At 76.8% G+C, this 18,781-nt stretch carries 21 protein-coding genes; 15 read left to right on the plus strand and 6 right to left on the minus strand.

What is annotated here, in order from left to right; translation table 11 throughout:
* The first annotated feature begins 123 nt into the window (after positions 1-123).
* Genes def through ACI78R_RS14855 form a run of 3 tightly spaced genes read left to right on the plus strand, consistent with a single transcriptional unit; the run spans position 124 to position 2,992 of the window.
* Positions 124-657: a peptide deformylase gene (gene def / locus ACI78R_RS14845; protein WP_073422532.1), complete on the plus strand. Its 534-nt coding sequence runs from the start codon at positions 124-126 to the stop codon at positions 655-657.
* Entirely contained in the window at positions 606-1,583 is a 978-nt protein-coding gene (gene fmt / locus ACI78R_RS14850) for a methionyl-tRNA formyltransferase (RefSeq protein ID WP_457041267.1), read from the plus strand. Before def ends, fmt begins: the two co-directional genes overlap by 52 nt.
* Positions 1,580-2,992 (plus strand): RsmB/NOP family class I SAM-dependent RNA methyltransferase, encoded by a 1,413-nt coding sequence (locus tag ACI78R_RS14855; protein WP_457041268.1) that lies wholly within the window; start codon positions 1,580-1,582, stop codon positions 2,990-2,992. Before fmt ends, ACI78R_RS14855 begins: the two co-directional genes overlap by 4 nt.
* A 39-nt stretch (positions 2,993-3,031) precedes the next feature.
* Here the strand turns inward: ACI78R_RS14855 and ACI78R_RS14860 are convergent, their stop codons facing one another.
* Complete coding sequence (locus tag ACI78R_RS14860; RefSeq protein ID WP_457041269.1) at positions 3,032-3,733, minus strand: hypothetical protein; 702 nt, start codon at positions 3,731-3,733, stop codon at positions 3,032-3,034.
* A 192-nt stretch (positions 3,734-3,925) separates the two neighbouring features.
* Here ACI78R_RS14860 and ACI78R_RS14865 point away from each other — a divergent pair, with 192 nt between their 5' ends.
* Complete coding sequence (locus ACI78R_RS14865) at positions 3,926-4,423, plus strand: GNAT family N-acetyltransferase (protein WP_073422529.1); 498 nt, start codon at positions 3,926-3,928, stop codon at positions 4,421-4,423.
* A gap of 68 nt (positions 4,424-4,491) precedes the next feature.
* Here ACI78R_RS14865 and ACI78R_RS14870 read toward each other — a convergent pair whose 3' ends face one another.
* On the minus strand, positions 4,492-5,955 hold the full coding sequence (locus ACI78R_RS14870; protein ID WP_457041270.1) for an aldehyde dehydrogenase family protein: 1,464 nt from the start codon (positions 5,953-5,955) through the stop codon (positions 4,492-4,494).
* A gap of 44 nt (positions 5,956-5,999) precedes the next feature.
* On the minus strand, positions 6,000-6,491 hold the full coding sequence (locus ACI78R_RS14875) for an SRPBCC family protein (RefSeq protein WP_457041271.1): 492 nt from the start codon (positions 6,489-6,491) through the stop codon (positions 6,000-6,002).
* Between the two features lie 58 nt (positions 6,492-6,549).
* Here ACI78R_RS14875 and rpe point away from each other — a divergent pair, with 58 nt between their 5' ends.
* The 7 genes from rpe to hisG all read left to right on the plus strand — a co-directional run bounded on the left by rpe (position 6,550) and on the right by hisG (position 11,969).
* Positions 6,550-7,221, plus strand: coding sequence for a ribulose-phosphate 3-epimerase (gene rpe / locus ACI78R_RS14880; RefSeq protein WP_457041272.1), 672 nt, complete (start codon positions 6,550-6,552; stop codon positions 7,219-7,221).
* Positions 7,218-8,279 carry a bifunctional diaminohydroxyphosphoribosylaminopyrimidine deaminase/5-amino-6-(5-phosphoribosylamino)uracil reductase RibD gene (gene ribD / locus ACI78R_RS14885; protein WP_457041273.1) on the plus strand — a complete coding sequence of 354 codons (1,062 nt, stop codon included), beginning with the start codon at positions 7,218-7,220 and terminating at the stop codon, positions 8,277-8,279. Before rpe ends, ribD begins: the two co-directional genes overlap by 4 nt.
* A 1-nt stretch (position 8,280) precedes the next feature.
* Complete coding sequence (locus ACI78R_RS14890; RefSeq protein ID WP_336029431.1) at positions 8,281-8,904, plus strand: riboflavin synthase; 624 nt, start codon at positions 8,281-8,283, stop codon at positions 8,902-8,904.
* On the plus strand, positions 8,901-10,229 hold the full coding sequence (locus ACI78R_RS14895; protein WP_457041274.1) for a bifunctional 3,4-dihydroxy-2-butanone-4-phosphate synthase/GTP cyclohydrolase II: 1,329 nt from the start codon (positions 8,901-8,903) through the stop codon (positions 10,227-10,229). Before ACI78R_RS14890 ends, ACI78R_RS14895 begins: the two co-directional genes overlap by 4 nt.
* The gene (ribH, locus tag ACI78R_RS14900) at positions 10,226-10,750 is read left to right on the plus strand and encodes a 6,7-dimethyl-8-ribityllumazine synthase (protein WP_073422524.1); all 525 of its coding nucleotides are present in this window, start codon (positions 10,226-10,228) and stop codon (positions 10,748-10,750) included. The genes ACI78R_RS14895 and ribH overlap by 4 nt, the downstream gene beginning before the upstream one ends.
* Positions 10,747-11,010 (plus strand): phosphoribosyl-ATP diphosphatase, encoded by a 264-nt coding sequence (locus ACI78R_RS14905; RefSeq protein ID WP_073422523.1) that lies wholly within the window; start codon positions 10,747-10,749, stop codon positions 11,008-11,010. The genes ribH and ACI78R_RS14905 overlap by 4 nt, the downstream gene beginning before the upstream one ends.
* 92 nt (positions 11,011-11,102) lie before the next feature.
* Complete coding sequence (hisG, locus tag ACI78R_RS14910; protein WP_073422522.1) at positions 11,103-11,969, plus strand: ATP phosphoribosyltransferase; 867 nt, start codon at positions 11,103-11,105, stop codon at positions 11,967-11,969.
* Positions 11,970-11,981: 12 nt separating this feature from the next.
* Here hisG and ACI78R_RS14915 read toward each other — a convergent pair whose 3' ends face one another.
* Together ACI78R_RS14915 and ACI78R_RS14920 are read right to left on the minus strand one after the other, a co-directional pair.
* Entirely contained in the window at positions 11,982-12,275 is a 294-nt protein-coding gene (locus ACI78R_RS14915; protein WP_073422521.1) for a DUF4287 domain-containing protein, read from the minus strand.
* Positions 12,276-12,397: 122 nt separating this feature from the next.
* Positions 12,398-13,402, minus strand: coding sequence for a DUF2877 domain-containing protein (locus tag ACI78R_RS14920; RefSeq protein WP_457041275.1), 1,005 nt, complete (start codon positions 13,400-13,402; stop codon positions 12,398-12,400).
* Positions 13,403-13,642: 240 nt separating this feature from the next.
* Here ACI78R_RS14920 and ACI78R_RS14925 point away from each other — a divergent pair, with 240 nt between their 5' ends.
* The gene (locus ACI78R_RS14925; RefSeq protein WP_457041276.1) at positions 13,643-15,580 is read left to right on the plus strand and encodes a PucR family transcriptional regulator; all 1,938 of its coding nucleotides are present in this window, start codon (positions 13,643-13,645) and stop codon (positions 15,578-15,580) included.
* Here the strand turns inward: ACI78R_RS14925 and ACI78R_RS14930 are convergent.
* Complete coding sequence (locus ACI78R_RS14930; protein ID WP_457041277.1) at positions 15,562-16,449, minus strand: SDR family NAD(P)-dependent oxidoreductase; 888 nt, start codon at positions 16,447-16,449, stop codon at positions 15,562-15,564. The genes ACI78R_RS14925 and ACI78R_RS14930 overlap by 19 nt on opposite strands.
* Positions 16,450-16,536: 87 nt before the next feature.
* On the opposite strand from ACI78R_RS14930, the gene ACI78R_RS14935 reads away from it, so the two are divergent.
* The 3 genes from ACI78R_RS14935 to ACI78R_RS14945 all read left to right on the plus strand — a co-directional run bounded on the left by ACI78R_RS14935 (position 16,537) and on the right by ACI78R_RS14945 (position 18,771).
* Positions 16,537-17,112, plus strand: coding sequence for a TetR/AcrR family transcriptional regulator (locus ACI78R_RS14935; protein ID WP_457041278.1), 576 nt, complete (start codon positions 16,537-16,539; stop codon positions 17,110-17,112).
* A gap of 64 nt (positions 17,113-17,176) precedes the next feature.
* The gene (locus tag ACI78R_RS14940; RefSeq protein WP_457041279.1) at positions 17,177-17,920 is read left to right on the plus strand and encodes a DUF5995 family protein; all 744 of its coding nucleotides are present in this window, start codon (positions 17,177-17,179) and stop codon (positions 17,918-17,920) included.
* 92 nt (positions 17,921-18,012) lie between these two features.
* Positions 18,013-18,771: an SDR family NAD(P)-dependent oxidoreductase gene (locus ACI78R_RS14945; protein WP_457041280.1), complete on the plus strand. Its 759-nt coding sequence runs from the start codon at positions 18,013-18,015 to the stop codon at positions 18,769-18,771.
* The last annotated feature ends 10 nt before the right edge of the window (positions 18,772-18,781 follow it).

Raw genomic sequence — 18,781 nt, forward strand, 5'->3', positions numbered from 1 at the left:
CTGCGTCCTGGCTCACCTCCGGCGGTGAGCCAGGACGCGCCACGGTGAGCCCGCCTGATCGTGCGGGGGCGGCCCTGGTCCGGGCCGGCGAGTGCGCGGGAGGGCGCCACCTACGATCGACCGGTGAGCGTCACCCCCATCCGGCTGCTGGGCGACCCCGTCCTGCACCGGCCCGCGGCACCGGTCGTCGACTTCGACGCCGAACTGCGCGGGCTGGTCGCCGACCTGACCGAGACCATGCACGCCGCCGGGGGAGCGGGCCTCGCCGCGCCGCAGATCGGCGTCGGCCTGCGGGTGTTCACCTGGTACGTCGACGGCGAGGTCGGTCACCTGGTCAACCCCTCGGTCGACCTGGTCGGCGACGAGACCGAGGAGGCGCCCGAGGGCTGCCTGTCCATCCCCGGCTACCGCTTCGACTGCCGCCGCCACCTGCACGTGGTGGCCACCGGCTGGAACCAGCACGGCGACCCGGTCCGGGTGGAGGGCTCGCACCTGCTGGCCCGCGCGGTGCAGCACGAGGTCGACCACCTCGACGGCGTCGTGTTCGTCGACCGGCTCGACCCCGAGGCGCGCACCGCCGCCCTCGCCGCGCTCGCCGAGGCCGAGTGGCAGGGCATGCAGGCCTGGGTCCCGCGCGTGGAGGTGAGCCCCCACTGAGGCTCCTGTTCGCGGGGACCCCCGAGGCCGCCGTCCCCTCGCTGGAGGCGCTGCTGGCCTCCGGCCACGAGGTGGCCGCCGTCCTCACCCGCCCCGACGCCCGCTCCGGCCGCGGCCGCAAGGTCAGCCGCTCGCCGGTGGCCGAGCGCGCCGACGCCGCCGGCCTGCCCGTGCTGCAGCCCCGCTCGCCGCGGGAGCCCGAGTTCCTCGCGCAGCTCGCCGACCTCGCCGTCGACTGCGCGCCGGTGGTGGCCTACGGCGCGCTCGTGCCGCCCGCGGCGCTCGACCTGCCCGCCCACGGCTGGGTCAACCTGCACTTCTCGCTGCTGCCCGCCTGGCGCGGCGCCGCGCCGGTGCAGCACGCGGTCATGGCCGGCGACGAGGTCACCGGCGCGTGCACCTTCCGGCTGGAGCAGGGCCTGGACACCGGGCCGGTGTTCGGCCTGGTCACCGAGCCGATCGGCCCCCGCGACACCGCGGGCGACCTGCTCGGCCGGCTCGCCGTCAGCGGCGCCCGGCTGCTCGTCGCCACCCTCGACGGCATCGCCTCCGGGGAGCTCGAGCCGCAGCCGCAGCCGGCCGACGGGGTGAGCCTCGCGCCGCGCATCGAGACCGCCGACGCCCGCGTCGACTGGGAGCTGCCCGCGCACGTCGTCGACCGCCGCGTCCGGGGCGTGACCCCGGCGCCGGGGGCCTGGACCACCTGGCGCGGCGAGCGGTTCCGCCTGGGCCCGGTCGAGCCGCTCCCGACGTCGCTCGCGCTGGAGGCCGGGGAGGTGTCGCCCGGCCCGACCGGTGTCGTCGTCGGCACCGGCCGCGGCGCGGTGCGCCTCGGCGACGTCCAGCCGGCCGGCAAGCGGATGCACCCGGCCGCCGACTGGGCCCGCGGCGCCCGCCCGGCGCCCGGCGAGCGGTTCGGCTCGTGAGCGGCCCGCCCCGGCGTCCGGCCGGCGCGCGCGGCGGGCAGCGCGGCGGGCCCCGCCGCCCGCCCCGCCGCGCCCCGCTCGACGGCGCCCGCCTGACCGCCTACGACGTCCTCGACGGCGTCTCCGCGCGCGAGGCCTACGCCAACCTGCTGTTGCCCCAGCTGCTGCGGGAGCGGCAGCTCGAGCCGCGCGACGCCGCCTTCGCCACCCAGCTCGCCTACGGGGCGCTGCGCGCGCAGGGCACCCTCGACGCGGTCCTCGCCCGGCTGGTCGACCGCCCGCTCGCCGACCTCGACCGCCGGCTGCTCGACCTGCTGCGCCTCGGCGCCTACCAGCTGGTCGACCTGCGCGTCCCCGCGCACGCCGCCGTGGCCACCACCGTCGACCTGGTCCGCGCGATCGTCGGGCCCGGTGCCTCCGGCCTGGCCAACGCGGTGCTGCGCAAGGTCGCCGCCGGCGGGGACCGCGCCGCCTGGCTGGCGCAGCTCGGGGCCGACGGCGACCGGCGCCTGGCGCTGGCCACCGACCACCCCGAGTGGATCGTGGCGGCCTGGCGCGAGGCGCTCGGGGGAGACGCGGCCGGGGAGGCGGAACTCGAGGAGGCGCTGCTCGCCGACGACGCCGCCCCCGAGGTGCACCTGGTCGCCCGGCACGTCGACCGCGCCGCGCTCGCCGAGGAGTCCGGCGGGACGCCGGGGCCGTGGTCGCCGTACGCGGTGCGCCTGGGCGGGGGGGACCCGGGCCGGCTGCCGTCGGTGCGCGCCGGCCGGGCCGCGGTGCAGGACGAGGGCAGCCAGCTCGCCGCGCTGCTGCTCACCCGCGCGCCGCTGGAGGGGCCCGACGCCCGCTGGCTCGACGTGTGCGCCGGCCCCGGCGGCAAGGCCGGGCTGCTGGCCGCCGTCCGCCCGGCCGGGGTGCACCTGACCGCCGCCGACCGCGCGCCGCACCGCGCCGAGCTGGTGCGCGGGGCGCTGACCGGCGAGGACGACGTCGAGGTGCTGGTGGCCGACGGGCGGGAGCCGCCGTGGGCCGCGGGCTCCTTCGACCGGGTGCTGCTCGACGCGCCGTGCACCGGCCTGGGCGCGCTGCGCCGGCGGCCGGAGGTGCGCTGGCGGCGCACGGCCGACGACGTCGCGCCGCTGGTGGAGCTGCAGACGGCGCTGCTCGACCGCGCGCTGGCCTCCGTGCGCCCCGGCGGGGTGGTCGCCTACGTGACCTGCTCGCCGCACGCGGCGGAGACGGTCGCGGTGGCCGACGCGGCGGCCGCCCGGGACGACGTCGAGGTGTTGCCGGTGGCGCCGCTGTTCGGGGAGGTGCCCGGGGTCGAGCGCGGGCCCTACGGGCAGCTGTGGCCGCACCGGCACGGCACCGACGCGATGTTCCTGGCCCTGCTGCGCCGCACCCGCTGACCGCGGCGCGGCAGGAGTCGGCGGCTCCTCAGCGGTCCGTCAGCGGGCGAGCAGCGTGACCAGGACGACGAGCAGCACGTAGCCGCCGGAGAGGGCGAGCAGGCGCCGGCCGCCCAGCCACGGCTCCCACCACGGCACCGGGGGCGCCGGGCGCGCGGGCCCCGGGCGGTCGGCCACCCACCAGGCCGCGGCGAGCGTCTGGCGCCGGTGCCACAGCGCCAGCGCCGTGTAGCCCGCGACGAGCACGACGGCGGCCGGCAGCGACGTCGCCGGGGAGTCCCACTCGGCCTGCAGGAGCAGCACCGCGGGCAGCACGGGCATCGCCCGGCCCATCCAGTGCAGCCGCAGCACGCGGCGGGCGGAGAGGTCCAGGCGGGCGCGCAGGTCGGGGCCCGGGTCGGTGTGGGTGCGCAGCGCGTGCCGCATCCGCGCGACCTCGGCGGCCCGGCGCGACAGCGCCGGCACGACCGGCGTCAGCAGCGCCAGGGCGGCCCCCACGCCGGCCACCGCGGCGAGCAGCGCCCAGGCGGCGGAACCGTGCAGGCCCGCGTAGTCGCCGGTGAGCAGCATCCGCGGCACGCCGAGCCCGAGGACGACGGCGGGCAGCAGCAGGCCCGCCGTCCAGGTGGCCGGGGCCCGGGAGGCCGCCGGCCGGACCGTCACCGACCCGTGACGCACCGTCACCGGATCGCCCGACGGCCAGATCGGCCGGCGGAGGACGGGGGACGGGGCGGTGCGCACGATCACGGACCGTAGCCGCCGGCGGGCCGGTCCGCCTCCCGGTCACCCGGCCCGGCGACCCCCGCCCAGGGCAGGTCCACCCGGACCGGGGACAGCTCACCGTGTGCACGCATCGCGGCGCCCCTACCCACCCGGTCGCGCCGCGTGCACATCCGTTCCGGATCCGCCGCCGCGCGCCTACCCTGCCCCGCCGTGCCCTGGCTCCCCGACGACTTCGTCCACCCGGTCCGCGCCGACCTGCCCACCGGTCAGCACCTGCGGCCGATCCGCGCGGCCGACACCGCCATCGACCACCCCGCCGTCATGGGCTCCCGCGAGCGGTTGTGGGACATCTACGGCGCCGCCTGGGGCTGGCCGCCCGCGACCATGACCGAGGACCAGGACCGCGAGGACCTCGCCCGCCACGAGCGGGAGATCGAGGCGCACGAGAGCTTCAACTACGCGCTGCTCGACGAGGACGAGACCGAGCTGCTCGGCTGCGTCTACGTCGACCCGCCGGAGAAGGCCGGCGACGCCGACGCCGAGGTGTCCTGGTGGGTGGTCGACCGGCTGGTCGGCACCGACGTCGAGGCGGCCCTCGACGCGTTCGTGCCGCGCTGGCTGGCGGCGGAGTGGCCGCTCCGGGCGCCGCGCTACGTCGGCCGCGACCTGTCGTGGGCCGAGTGGACCGCCCTGCCCGACCGCGACTGACCGGGCCCGACCCCGGCGCGCGGCCGGCCCCCGGGGGAGCCGGCCGCGCGCCGCTCGGGCCTCGACGGTCAGAACGGGTACTGCCGCCGGGTGTGCTGGACGCTGACCCAGTGGTCGGTGGTGAACTCGTCGATCGCCCACTCGCCGCCGAACCGGCCGAGGCCGGACTCCTTCTCCCCGCCGAACGCGGTGTTGTTCTCGTCGTTGAGCGGCGAGTCGTTGACGTGGGTCATCCCCGCCTCGACCCGCAGCGCGAACCGGACGCCGCGCTCGGTGTCGCGGGTGAACACCGCGCTGGACAGGCCGTACTCGGTGTCGTTGGCGATGGCCAGCGCCTCGTCCTCGCCGGAGGCCCGGATGACCGTCGCGACCGGCCCGAAGACCTCCTGCCGCGCGGTGGCGACGTCGTTGGTGCCCAGCAGCACGTGCGGCGGGAGCACCGACCCGATCGGGCCGGTCGGGTCGCCGCCGAGGACCTGCTCGGCGCCGTCCTCGCGGGCCTGCGCGACCTTCTCCTGGATCCCCTCGAGCTGCTTGCCGTTGATGATCGGGCCGATGACCGTGTCGGGCTCCCGCGGGTCGCCCACCTTGAGCCCGCGCACCCGCTCCACGTAGCGCTCGACGAACGCGTCGTGCACCGAGTCGTCCACGACGATCCGGTTGGTGATCATGCAGACCTGGCCCTGGTGGAAGAACTTCCCGAACACGGCGGCGTCGACGGCGAGGTCGAGGTCGGCGTCGTCGAGCACCACCAGCGGGCCGTTGCCGCCCAGCTCGAGCGACAGCTTCTTGAGGCCCGCCTTCTCGGCGATGCCCTTGCCCACCGGCGTCGACCCGGTGAACGACACCACCCGCGGCGTCGGGTGGGACACGATCGCGTCGCCGATCTCCGAGCCCGAGCCGATGACCACCGACAGCAGGCCCGGCGGCAGCCCGGCCTCCTCGTACACCTTCGCCAGCAGCAGGCCGCCGGTCACCGGGGTGTCGCCGGCGGGCTTGAGGACGACGGCGTTGCCCAGCGCCAGCGCCGGGGCCACCGACCGGTTGGACAGGTGCATCGGCACGTTCCACGGGCTGATGACGGCGACCACGCCCACCGGCCGCCGGTAGACGCGGCTCTCCTTGCCCTCGACGTCGGCCGGCAGGATCCGGCCCTCGACGCGGTACGGGTAGGACGACGCCTCGTGGAAGTCCCGCAGCGTGATCGCGTACTCGAACTGCGCGGCCGGGGCGGCGGCACCGCTCTCGCGGACGTGCCAGTCGACGATCTCGTCCTCGCGGTCCTCCATGATCCGGGCGGCCCGGCGCAGCACGTCGGCCCGGTCGCTGGGCAGCCGCGCGGCCCACTCGCGCTGCGCCTCGCGGGCGGCGGCGTAGGCCTCGTCGAGGTCGTCGGAGGTGGCCAGGCGGATCTCGGTGAGCGTCTCGCCGGTGTAGGGGTCGGTGTCGGCCGCCGTCTTCTCGCTGCGCCCCTCACGCCAGGTACCGGCGATGGGCATGCGGTCGAAGCCGTCGTAGCGGGGGAGAGCCATGGGTCGTGGGCTACCCGGTGGGGTCCTCCGGACACGCGCCCCCGTCAGCGGGCGTCGCTCTCCAGCTCCCGCCGGGCCACCGCGAGCACCTCCGGGTCGGCGCAGCCCCGGGCGAACCCGGCGATGCGCCGCCGGATGTCGCGGCCGAGCAGCGCGGTGCCGATCCGCTCGGCCACCGGCGCGAGCCACGACGGCCGGCAGCGGAACACGTAGCGCCACGCCGCCCGGGTGCCGCCGCCGGGCAGTGGCGTGAACCGCCAGCTGCCGGCGAACACCGCGAAGAACCACGGCCCGCGCACCATCCGCATGCCCACGTGCGACGGCGGCACGTAGGAGACGTACTCGCTGACCATCGCGAGCCCGTGCCGCGACCGGGTCGCCGTCCGCACGCCCTTCCCGGGCCGGTCCGCGCCCAGCAGGTGCTGCTCGCGGACGAAGCGGTCCCACCGGTAGCGGGTGGCCCCGGTGGTCTGCGAGACGGCGAACGCCAGCGCCGGCTCCACGGGGACGTCGGCGCTCGCCTCGACCTGTGCCATGCCCGCCCCCTACCCGGCCGGACCGGCGGTGATCACGGCGCACCTAGACTCGGACGACGTGGCCCGCACCCCGATGATCGCCCCCAGCCTGCTCTCGGCGGACTTCGCCCGGCTGGCCGACGAGGTGGCCCGCGTGGCCGACGCCGACTGGCTGCACGTCGACGTCATGGACGCCCACTTCGTGCCCAACCTGACGCTGGGCCGGCCGGTGGTCGAGGCGATCCACGCCGTCAGTCCCGTGCCGCTGGACTGCCACCTGATGATCGAGGCCCCCGAGCGCTGGGCGCCGGGCTACGCCGAGCTCGGCTCCCGCAACGTCACCGTGCACGCCGAGGCCTGCACCGGCGACCCCCGCGACGTCGCCCGCGACATCCGCGCCGCCGGTGCCCTGGCGGGCCTCGCGATCAAGCCCGGCACCCCGCTCGAGCGCTACGAGGAGGTGCTGCGCGACTTCGACACCCTGCTGGTCATGACCGTCGAGCCCGGCTTCGGCGGCCAGGCGTTCATGGCCGAGGTGCTGCCGAAGGTGCGCCGCGCCCGCGAGCTCGTCGACACCGGCCACCTGCAGGTGCTCGTCGAGGTCGACGGCGGCATCAACGCCGACACGATCGCGCAGGCCGCGGAGGCCGGCGCCGACGTCTTCGTCGCGGGCTCGGCCGTCTACGGCGCCGACGACCCGTCGCGCGCCATCGCCGCCCTGCGCGAGCTGGCCACCCCGGCCGCCGGGTGACGGCCGGCCCGGCCGAGTCGGCCGCGATGGCCCGGGCGCGCGAGCTCGGCGCGAGCGTCCTCGGCACCACCAGCCCGAACCCGCCCGTCGGCGCGGTCGTCCTCGACGCCGACGGCATAGTCGTGGGGGAGGGCGCCACCTCCCCGCCCGGCGGCCCGCACGCCGAGGTGCACGCGCTGGCCCGGGCCGGCGAGCGCGCCCGCGGCGGCACCGCCGTCGTCACCCTCGAGCCGTGCGCGCACACCGGCCGCACCGGCCCCTGCGCCGACGCGCTGCTCGCCGCCGGCGTCGCCCGCGTCCTCGTCGCCGTCCCCGAGCCCACCGGCCTGGCCGGCGGCGGCGCCGACCGCCTGCGCGCCGCCGGGGTCGACGTCGAGGTCGGTGTGGAGCGGGAGGCCGCCGAGGAGGGCGCGCTCGCCGCCTGGCTGACCGGCGCCCGCGCGGGCCGGCCGTTCGTCGTCTGGAAGGCCGGCGCCACCCTCGACGGGAGGGTCGCCGCTTCCGACGGCACCAGCCGCTGGATCACCGGCCCGGTCGCGCGCGCCGCCGTCCACCGGCTACGGGCCGGGTGCGACGCCGTCCTCGTCGGGTCGGGCACCGTCCTCGCCGACGACCCGCAGCTCACCGTCCGCGACGCCGACGGCCGCGACGCGCCCCGCCAGCCGCTGCGCGTCGTGCACGACCGCCGCGGCCGGGTCCCGGCGGGCGCCCGCGTCCTCGACGACGCCGCCCCGACGCTCGTCAGCCGGGCCGACGGGCCGGCCGGGCTGCTCGCCGAGCTCTTCGACCGCGACGTCCGCCGGGTGCTGCTCGAGGGCGGCCCGACGCTCGCCGCCGCGTTCCTGCGGGAGGGGCTGGTCGACGAGGTGCTGGTGCACCTCGCGCCGAAGCTGCTCGGCGCGGGTCCCTCCCTGGTGGGGGACCTGGGAATCAGCACGATCGGCGCCGCGCTGAGCCTGGAGCTGCGGGAGGTCACCCCGCTGGGCGGGGACGTGCAGATCCGCCTCCGGCCCACAGGTCACACTGGGGTCGGACCGCGCGCCGACGGGAGGGACTGAGGTGTTCACAGGCATCGTCGAGGAGGTCGGCTCGCTCGCCGCCCGCGAGGAGTCCGCCGACGCCGCCGTGCTGCGCATCCGCGCCCGGCGCGTGCTCGAGGACGTGCACCTCGGCGACTCGATCTCCGTCAACGGCGTGTGCCTCACCGTCACCGGCGTCGAGCCCGACGCCGACGGCAGCTCCGTGTGGTCCACCGACGTCATGGCCGAGACGCTGCGCCGCAGCAGCCTCGGGCGCCTGACCGACGGCGACCCGGTCAACCTCGAGCGCGCCGTCGCCCCGCACACCCGCCTCGGCGGGCACATCGTGCAGGGCCACGTCGACGGCGTCGGCACGGTCGTGTCCCGCACGCCGAGCGAGCACTGGGACGTCGTCCGCGTCGCCCTGCCCCCGCAGCTGGCGCGCTACGTCGTCGAGAAGGGCTCGATCACCGTCGACGGCGTCTCGCTCACCGTCAGCGCGCTCAGCGCCGCCGACGACCCCGAGCCCTGGTTCGAGGTCAGCCTCATCCCCGCCACCCTCCGCGAGACCACGCTGGGCGGCCGCGCCCCGGGGGACCCGGTCAACCTGGAGGTCGACGTGATCGCCAAGTACGTGGAACGACTGCTGGGAGCACGCCGATGAGCGCCGTCCGGCTGGACTCCGTCGAGGACGCCATCGCGGCGGTCAAGGACGGCCGGGCCGTCGTCGTCGTCGACGACGAGGACCGCGAGAACGAGGGCGACCTGATCTTCGCCTCCGAGCTCGCGACGCCCGAGCTCGTGGCCTTCATGGTCCGCTACACGTCCGGCTACATCTGCGTGTCGGTCACCGAGGCCGACGCCGACCGGCTCGACCTGCCGCCGATGTTCCGGGTCAACCAGGACCGCCGCGGCACCGCGTACACCGTCACCGTCGACGCCCGCGAGGGCGTGAGCACCGGCATCTCCGCCGCCGACCGCGCGCACACCATCCGGCTGCTCGCCGACGCCGCGACCTCCTCGGCCGACCTCGCCCGCCCCGGCCACATCGTGCCGCTGCGCGCCAAGGACGGCGGCGTGCTGCGCCGGCCGGGCCACACCGAGGCCGCCGTCGACCTCGCCGTCCTCGCCGGGCTGCGCCCCTCGGGCACGCTGTGCGAGCTGGTCAGCGAGAAGGACCCGACCGGCATGGCCCGGGCCGAGGAGCTGCGCGTCTTCGCCGACGAGCACGACCTGTGCCTCATCTCGATCGCCGACCTCATCGCCTACCGCAAGCGCTTCGACAAGCTGGTCGAGCGGGTCGCGGAGGCCACCGTGCCGCTGGCGCCGGGCACCTTCACCGCCGTCGGCTACCGCAGCTCCTACGACGAGCGCGAGCACGTCGCCTTCGTCTACGGCGACATCGCCGACGGCGAGGACGTGCTGGTCCGCGTGCACTCCGAGTGCCTCACCGGCGACGTCTTCGGCTCCCTGCGCTGCGACTGCGGCCCGCAGCTGCAGGCGGCGCTGGCCGCCGTCGCCCAGGAGGGCCGCGGCATCGTGCTCTACATCCGCGGGCACGAGGGCCGGGGCATCGGCCTGCTGCACAAGCTGCAGGCCTACCAGCTGCAGGACTCCGGCGTGGACACCGTCGACGCCAACCTCGACCTCGGCCTGCCCGCCGACGCCCGCGACTACGGCACCGGCGCGCAGATCCTCGTCGACCTCGGCGTGCACACCATGCGGCTGCTCACCAACAACCCGGCCAAGCGCGCCGGGCTCGAGGGCTACGGCCTCAAGGTGACCGGCCGCGTCCCGCTGCCCAGCCACGTCACCGCGGAGAACCTGGCCTACCTGCGCACCAAGCGCGACCGGATGGGCCACCTGCTCGACATCATCGAGCCCGAGACCGAGTCCGGCCCCGCCGACGTGCCCCTCCCCGTGGGCGGCGAGCCGGCCACCGTGCCCGGCACCGACGTGCCCCTCCACCAGCAGGAGCAGCGACTGTGAGCGGACAGGGTCGCCCCGAGGCGGGCGCGGTCGACGCCGCCGGGCTCACGCTCGGCATCGTCGCCACCACCTGGCACGCCGAGATCACCGACGCGCTGCTCGACCGCGCGCTCGCCGCGGCCCGCGCCAGCGGCATCGGCGAGCCGACCGTCGTCCGCGCGCCGGGCGCCGTCGAGCTGCCCGTCGTCGCCCAGGCGCTGGCCGAGCGGCACGACGCCGTCGTCGCGCTCGGCGTGGTCATCCGTGGCGGCACCCCGCACTTCGAGTACGTCTGCGACGCCGTCACCGCGGGCCTGACCCGGGTGGCGCTCGACGCCGGCCGCCCGGTCGGCAACGGCGTGCTCACCTGCGACACCGAGGAGCAGGCGCGCGACCGCTCGGGCCTGCCCGGCTCCGCCGAGGACAAGGGCTGGGAGGCCTGCGTCGCCGCGCTGGCGACCGCGCTCACCCTGCGCGAGCTGCGCACCCCGCCGCGGTCCACCGGCTTCCAGGCCACCCCGGTCGGGCAGGGCCTCGCGTGAAGACCTTCGACGCGCTGTTCGCCGAGCTGTCGGCGAAGGTGGCCGCCGGGGACCCCGCCTCGGGCACCGTGACCGCCGTCCGCGACGGCGTGCACGCCGCCGGCAAGAAGGTGGTCGAGGAGGCGGCGGAGTCCTGGATGGCCGCCGAGCACGAGGGGCCGGAGCGGACCGCGGAGGAGATCAGCCAGCTCCTCTACCGCGTGCAGGTGCTCATGCTGGCCCGCGGGCTCAGCCTCGACGACGTCTACACCCACCTCTAGACGAAGGACCCTCGCGCCCCCCACGACGCGCTCCGCACGCCGCGGGACCCTGCGCGGGGGCCGTTCCATCCGCTCCCGAAGGAGACACAGAAGTGCTGCGCATCGCCGTGCCCAACAAGGGCGTCCTCAGCGAGCCCGCGGCCGCGATGCTCGCCGAGAGCGGCTACCGGCAGCGGCGCAGCACGAAGGACCTCGCGGTCTACGACCCCGACAGCGACACCGAGTTCTTCTACCTGCGCCCGCGCGACATCGCCGTCTACGTCGCCGCCGGCACCCTCGACGTCGGCATCACCGGCCGCGACATGCTGCTGGAGACCGCGCCCGCCGAGGGGGAGGGCCCGACCGCCGTCGAGCTCATGCCGCTGGGCTTCGGCCGGTCCTCGTTCCGGTTCGCGAGCCCCGTGGAGTCCGGCATCGACACCGTCGAGCAGCTCGGCGGCAAGCGGATCGCCACCGCCTACCCGACGCTGCTGCAGCGCTTCCTCGCCGAGTCCGGCGTCAAGGCCAGCGTGGTCAAGCTCGACGGCGCGGTGGAGACCGCCTGCCGGCTCGGCGTGGCCGACGCGGTGTGCGACGTCGTCGAGACCGGGACGACGCTGCGCGCGGCGGGGCTGCGGATCATCGGCGAGCCGGTGCTCACCAGCGAGGCCGTGCTCGTCCGTCGGGAGGGCGCCGAGGAGATCCCGGCGGTCGCCCAGCTGCGCCGCCGGCTGCGCGGTGTCCTCGTCGCCCGGCAGTACGTGATGCTCGACTACGACTGCCCGAACGAGCTGCTGGCGAAGGCCACCGCCCTCACCCCCGGCCTGGAGGGCCCGACGGTGAGCCCGCTGCAGACCGAGGGCTGGTCCGCGGTGCGCGCGATGGTGCGACAGCACGAGACCAACCGGGTCATGGACGAGCTGTGGGAGCTCGGCGCCCGGGCGATCATCGTCACGAGCATCCACGCCAGCCGCATCTGACGGCGGGGCCGCTCACCCCGTCGGCCGGGTCGCCTTCCCGTCCAGCCAGAGGGTGTCGGACTCGTCCCGGTGCGTGCCGGTGCCGCCGACGTGCTTGGAGTCGATCACCGGCCCGTTCTTGAGCACGTGGACGAGCGCCATCCCGTGCCCGCGGCCCAGGCCGTGCTCCTGGGCGAGCCAGGAGAGGACGTCGCCGGCCTTCGTGCCGGGGGCGTCGAGGCCGCGCTCGTGCGCCTGCGCGATCAGCTGGCGCGGGGTGAGCCCGGTCCTGTCCTCGATCGCGTCGAGGTAGGCCTGGAAGGACATCGCGGTGCTCCTCTGCTGGGGGTCGGGGGATGGACCGGCCGCGGCGGGCGGACTCATCGGTACACGGCAGCGGCCCCCTCCCCGGGTGGGGAGGGGGCCGCTGCCGTGCGGTGGTGGTGCGGTCAGCGCCGGGTGGTGCGGTCGACCAGGTCGATCGCGGTGCACAGCCCGAGCGCCATCGCGCGGCCGCTGGTGGAGCCGGTGGCCAGCAGGCCCTCGACCGCCGGGCCCAGCGGGCGCTCGCCGACCAGGCCCTGCAGCACCGCGGCGTACTCGCCGCTGACGTGGCCGGCTGCGGCGTGCCGCAGCAGCGCCCGCGACAGCTCGGTGGTGCGGCCGGCGGCCAGCGAGTAGACGCCCGCGGCGAACCGCTCGGCAGCCGGGTGCCCGAGCAGGACCAGCCCGGCCATCGTGCCGGCCATGACGTCGTCGCCGGCCGGGGTGAGGCCGGGGCCCAGGCCGATCAGCCGGACGGCGGTGCGCAGCGCCGCGTCGAGGTCGGCCCGGCGCACCGCGCCGCGCAGCGCCGCGAGCGGCCCGCCCGGGCCGGCCGGCAGGCCGGGGAGCGTGAACGCGCTGTGCGGCACGCCCTCGCCGTAGAGCGTGGTGCGCAGCTGGCGCACGCCCTCGGGCAGCAGCGCCGGGCGCGGGCTGGGCAGCCGCGGCCGCGGGTCCCACCAGGCCGCGGCGCGCACGACGAGGTCCCCGACCACGATCCGGCCGCCCCCGACCTCGGCCGGAGCGCCGCTCGGCAGCGCGACCAGCGGGCGGCCGTTGCTCGGCCGGAAGAGGATGCAGCCCAGGGGGAGCCGGGCGGCGTCGCTGGTGAGCACGCCGACGACGTCGGTGCCGCGGTCGGTGGGCACCTGCAGGTACACCGCCGCCGGGGCGCTCATGAGGACCCGCGCCGGGCGCACCGGGCCGCGGAGCAGGTCGGCGATGCCGGTGCTCGCCGACGACGGGACGGCACCCGACGTCCGGGCGGGCGCGGCGGTGCGTACGGTCTCCTGCGCCGAGCTGCGCGGCAGGGGGATGGTGGGGACGCCGGCGCGGGCCGCACGCCCCCGCTCGGTGGTGGTCGTGTGGTCGATGGTGCGCATCTGCTGGCCCTCTCCCCATCGGGACATCCGGGTGACCCTCCGCTCGAGCCCCCGTCCGGCCGGCCCTCCCGCTGGGAGGGGAGGAGGGCACCGGGTGCGGTGACCGCCTACCATCCAGCGGACGGGAACCGACCGCGTCTCGAAGCTAAGCGGCGCGTCGCACGTCCTCGTATGGCGAATGTGGCCAAGAATGGGGGTGGCCGTCCAGGCACACCTGCCAGGTTCCTGCAACTCGAGATCGGGATAGGCCCACGAGGAGGGCGAGTCGTGACGCACAGTGAGGTCTCGATGACCTCGGGGTCGTATCCCACGGCACCCCTGCCGTTCCACCGCGGGTGGCAGTCGGCGGGTGCCGGGCGGGGCGCCCCGGCGCGCGACGAGTGGCGGGACCGGGTCGGCCTGCGCGTGGACGAGGCGCTGCGGCTGCCGCGGCTGTCCGGCGTCGAGGTGGTGGCCGGGCGCTCCGGCCTGGACCGCGTCGTCCGGCACATGGTCGTCGACGACCCCGCCCGGCCGCTGGCCGCCGCCGGCCCCGACGTCGTCGTCGTCCTGGGTGCCCGGCTGCCCCCGGCCGACGCCGCGGACGCCCGGGTCCTGGTGGACAGGCTCGACCAGCTCGGCACGGCCGCGCTCGCCTACCGCCGCACCGAGGGGGCGGCCGCCGTGCCCGCCGAGGTGCTCACCGAGGCCGAGCGGCGCGGCCTGCCCGTGCTCGCGCTGCCGCCCACCGTGCGCATGGACGAGGCGGTGTCGGAGGTGCTCGGCGCCGTCGTCCGCAAGCAGGGGGAGGCGCTCACCCTCTCGGCGCGCATGCACGACCAGTTCATCGACGTCGCCCTGAGCGGCGGCGGCCTCGCCGAGGTCACCGACCGGCTGGCCACCTACCTCGAGGGCGCCGCGGTGCTCGGGCTGGGGCCCGACCGCGAGATCGTCACCTCCGCCGGCCCGCCGGAGGACGTCGCCGAGATCAGCGACTGGCTGTGGCTGCTCGACGCCGAGGCCGAGGACGAGCTGGCCATGATGGCGCCGGCCAACCGCCTCTCGAACGTCCGGGCCGACCAGACCGTCGTCACCCCGGCCGACGTGCTGGCCGACGCCGACCTGTCGCCGGCCGACGGCATCCTGCTCGTCCCGGGCCACCACGAGCTGCCCGGCGGGGTGGGGGAGTACGCCGTCGCGCCGATCATGGCCGGCGAGCAGCGCCACGGCTGGCTGGTCGCCGTGCACCGCAGCGGGCAGATGGTGGTCGGCGCCGGCGGTGTGCTGGAGCGGGCCGCCGTCGTCTCGGCGCTGTCGGTCATCCGGCAGCAGGCCGTGCACTCGGTGGAGCTGCGCTTCCAGGGCGACCTGGTGCGCCGGCTGGTCGCCGGGTCCCTGCGGCACACGGAGCGGGCGCTGGCGCAGACCCGCTCGTTCGGCTGGCGGCTCGACGGGCCGGTCGTCGTCCTGGTGACGGCCACCGAGACCGCCGCCGACCCGCAGGCCGACCCCACCCGCGCCCTCGACGTCCTCGACCGGCTCGCCGACGGCTGGCGCGCCGCGCTGGAGACCGAGGTGACCGGCGCCGCGGTCGCCGGCCTGTCGTCGGAGATCGTCACCGTGCTGCCCCTGGACGGGCGGACGCCGGAGGAGATCACCGCGCTGGTCACCGCCGTCACCAGCAGGGTGAACGCCCGCGTGCGCCGGGTCGGGCGGGTGCTGGCCACCGGCATCGGCCGGCCCGCGGAGTCGATCTCGGCGCTCGGCGAGGCGCACCAGCAGGCGCAGCGGGCGCTCGGCGTCGGGCAGGAGATCCACGGCCCGGCGACGGTCACCCACTTCGACCAGCTCGGCGTCTTCCGGCTGCTGTCGCTGATCCCCGACTCGACCGAGCTGCGGTCCTACGTCGACGAGGTGCTCGGCACCCTGGCCGACGCCTCCGACCCCGACTCCGCCGACCTGCGCGAGACGCTGCGGGTGCTGCTGGAGACCAACCTCAACGTCGCCGAGTCCGCCCGCCGCCTGCACTTCCACTACAACACGATGCGCTACCGGATCGGCAAGCTGGAGCGGCTGCTCGGGCCCTTCACGACCGACCCGACGCTGCGGCTGAACCTGCTGCTCGCGCTGCACGCCGCGCGGATGCGGGGCCTGGACCAGCCGCACCGGCCGCCGGTCGACTCCGGGCTGCTCCCGCCCGACGACGGCTACGACGCGCTGATCTGAGCCTGCAGGCCCACGAGGTCGGCGCTGACGTCCCACAGCTCCCGCGCCCGCCGCGGGTCGAGGCTCTCCGGCGACGACGGCGCCTCCACGCCGCGCTCGACGTAGCGGCCGGGGGTGCCGTCGGGGCCGGTCACCACGTCGGCGAGCTGGCCCGCGGCCCGGGCGACGGTCTGCGCGCCCGGCAGCCGCTCGAGCAGCGGGGTGAGCCGGCGGTAGAGGGCCTGCGCGCGGGGGGAGTAGTCGCGGGCCAGGCCGGTGGCCGGCAGCAGGCCCGGGTCGAACGTGACGACGTCGGTCCCCGGGGTGCGCCGGGCCAGCTCGCGGGAGAAGTAGACGGTGGCGAGCTTCGACGTCGCGTAGGCCCGCTGGCCCGATCCCTCGCGGGGTGTGGCGAGCACCCGCGGGTCCTCCCAGCGCGGGCGCGGGTACGGGCCGGACTTGCGCAGCGTGCCGAAGTGCGTGCCGCTGCCCACCGTGACGACGCGGCCGCCGGGCGCCAGGTGCGGCAGCAGCAGCCGGGTCAGCAGGTAGCTGCCGAGGTGGTTGACGGCGAAGGTGAGCTCGTGGCCGTCGGCGGAGGCGACGTCGGAGCGGGTGACCTGCAGGCCGGCGTTGAGCACCAGGACGTCGACCGGCGGCTCCTGCCCGGCGACCGTGGCCGCGGCCTCCCGGACCGACGTCAGCGAGGCGAGGTCGAGGGCGACCAGGCCGGTGTCCGGGCCGAGCTCGCCGGCGAGCGCCCGGCCGCGCCGCAGGTCACGGACGGCGAGGACGACCCGCCAGCCGGGGGTGGCGGCCAGGCGCCGGACGGTGGCCAGGCCCAGGCCGGAGGTGGCGCCGGTGACGAGTGCGGTGCGGGTCGTGCCCATGGGGGGAGCTCCCTCGGTCGAGTGGCTGGGACGTCGTCCCGGAGTGAGACTGTGTGTCAGACGGCGACGTCGTGTCAAGATGTCCCCGTGACCGAGACCGCCGCGCAGCGCCGCCGCCGGAGGACCCGCGTCGAGGTGACCCGCCGCGCCGTCGAGCTGTTCGCCGCGCGGGGGTACGCCGCCACGAGCACCGAGGAGGTCGCCGCGGCCGCCGACGTCTCGCGCAGCACGCTGTTCCGGCTGTTCTCCGACAAGGAGGACCTGCTGTTCGCCCTGGAGGACGAGCTGCTGGCCACCGCCCGGGCGGCCGTCGCGGAGGCCCCCGCGGACCTCCGGCCGTGGCCGGCGGTGAGCTGGGCCGCCGTCCGGATGGCCGGGGAGCTCGCGCCGCTGCGCGACCTCATGGTGCAGCGCGAGGAGGTCGTGGCCGCCGTCCCGGCGCTGCACCTGCGCGCCGCGGGGAAGCTGCGCCGCTGGGAGGCGTCGCTGGCCGAGGGGCTGCGCGACCGCGGCGTGCCCGGCGAGGACGCGCTGCTGCTCGCCAAGCTCGTCGTCGCCTGCTTCGAGGTGGCCCAGGCCGGCTGGCTGGGCGGCGACGCCGGGGACCTGCCCGCCCTGGTGACCGCCGCGCTCGACCGGCTTCCGGCGGCGCTGGAGAGCTGAGCCGCGCCGGCGTGCCGCCGCGACCGGGCTGCGCCGGCGGCGCCCGCCCGGCAGCATCGCGGGGGTGACCGCGCCGGTGGACGAGCTCGTCGCCCGCATGCAGCGCCTGCTCGACGGGCTTGAGGCGGCCGGCGACCCGGCGCGCTTCTTCCTCGGCACCTACCTGCGCACCACGCAGGCGGTGGGCGCCGCGATCGACGACGGGCTGTTCGAGGACGCCGGCTGGGTGACCGACTGGGACGTCGACTTCGCCGGGTGCTACCTCGACGCCCTCGAGGCGCACCGTCGCGACCCGGCGTCGCCGCCCGCGCCCTGGCGGGAGGCGTTCGGCGCCGACCCGGCCACTCGGCCCGAGGGGCACGTGCTGCTCGGGATGAACGCGCACATCAACTTCGACCTGCCGCAGTCCCTGGTGCGGGTCATCGGCCCGGCCGACTTCGCCGACCCCGCCGTGCTGGCCGCCCGCGCCCGCGACCACGAGCGGATCGACGAGGTGCTCGCCGCCCGCGTGGCCAGCGAGGACCGGGCGCTGCAGGCGGCGGGGTCGCGGCGGACCCTCGTCGACCGGGTGATGGCCGGGGCCAACCGGCGGGCCGCGCGGGTGCTGCTGCGCGAGTCGCGGCGGAAGGTGTGGGCCAACACCGCGGCGCTGCACGCCGCGCGGACGGCGGGCCCGGACGCCTACGCCCGGCGGGTGGCGCAACTGGAGTCCGCGGCCGCGGCGCGCGTGGCCGACCTGCGGCGCGGCGGGCCGGTGCTACTGCGGCTGGCCGTGCGCGGCTTCGGCGTCGTCCTGCCCCCGGCCTGACCGCCCCTGAAGTCCCGCCCGCGCTGCCGGATCGGCGCTCCGGGCGCAGGCTGTCCGGGGTGCCGCACCGGGCGGCGCGGGAGGAGCACCGCATGAGCGAGACCGGCCGGCCGCTGACCGGGAAGGTGGCCCTGGTGACCGGGGCGTCGTCGGGGATCGGGGAGGCCACCGCCGTCGCGCTGGCCGGTGCGGGCGCGGCCGTGGCGGTCGGCGCCCGCCGCGCCGACCGGCTCGAGGCGCTGGCGGGCCGGCTGCGCGACGGCGGCGCCCGCGTGCTGACCCTCGACCTCGACGTCACCGACGAGGCGTCCTGCCGGGCGGCCGTCGCCCGGACCCGCGAGGAGCTCGGCGGGCTCGACGTCCTGGTCAACAACGCCGGCGTCATGCTGCTCGGCACGATCGTCGGCGCCGACGTCGAGGACTGGCGGCGGATGCTGTCCACCAACGTCCTCGGCCTCATGTACATGACCCACGCGGCGATCGACGGCATGGTCGACCAGGGCTCGGGCGACGTCGTGAACATCTCGAGCGTCGCCGGGCGCACCGCCCGCAAGGGTGCGGGCGTCTACAACGCCAGCAAGTGGGCGGTGAACGCGTTCAGCGAGTCGCTGCGCCAGGAGGTGACGACCCGCGGCGTGCGGATCTCGCTGGTGGAGCCCGGCGCGGTGGCCACCGAGCTCACCGACCACATCACCCAGCCCGAGGCGAAGGCGGCGTCCCAGCGGATGGCCGCGGAGATGACGCCGCTGCAGGCCGAGGACGTCGCCCGCGCGATCGCCTACGTGGTGAGCCAGCCGCCGCACGTGGCGGTCAACGAGGTGCTGGTCCGTCCCACCGCCCAGGAGAGGTGACGCGACGGGC

The organism is Geodermatophilus sp. SYSU D01106 (assembly GCF_054049995.1).

Coding starts and splice junctions, on each gene's coding strand:
- ACI78R_RS14870 (WP_457041270.1), bottom strand. CDS start 5,955: ATGGCTCTCCCCCGCTACGACGGCTTCGACCGCATGCCCATCGCCGGT.
- ACI78R_RS14875 (WP_457041271.1), bottom strand. CDS start 6,491: ATGGCACAGGTCGAGGCGAGCGCCGACGTCCCCGTGGAGCCGGCGCTG.
- ACI78R_RS14895 (WP_457041274.1), top strand. CDS start 8,901: ATGAGCGCCGTCCGGCTGGACTCCGTCGAGGACGCCATCGCGGCGGTC.
- ACI78R_RS14915 (WP_073422521.1), bottom strand. CDS start 12,275: ATGTCCTTCCAGGCCTACCTCGACGCGATCGAGGACAGGACCGGGCTC.
- ACI78R_RS14920 (WP_457041275.1), bottom strand. CDS start 13,402: ATGTCCCGATGGGGAGAGGGCCAGCAGATGCGCACCATCGACCACACG.
- ACI78R_RS14930 (WP_457041277.1), bottom strand. CDS start 16,449: ATGGGCACGACCCGCACCGCACTCGTCACCGGCGCCACCTCCGGCCTG.
- ACI78R_RS14945 (WP_457041280.1), top strand. CDS start 18,013: ATGAGCGAGACCGGCCGGCCGCTGACCGGGAAGGTGGCCCTGGTGACC.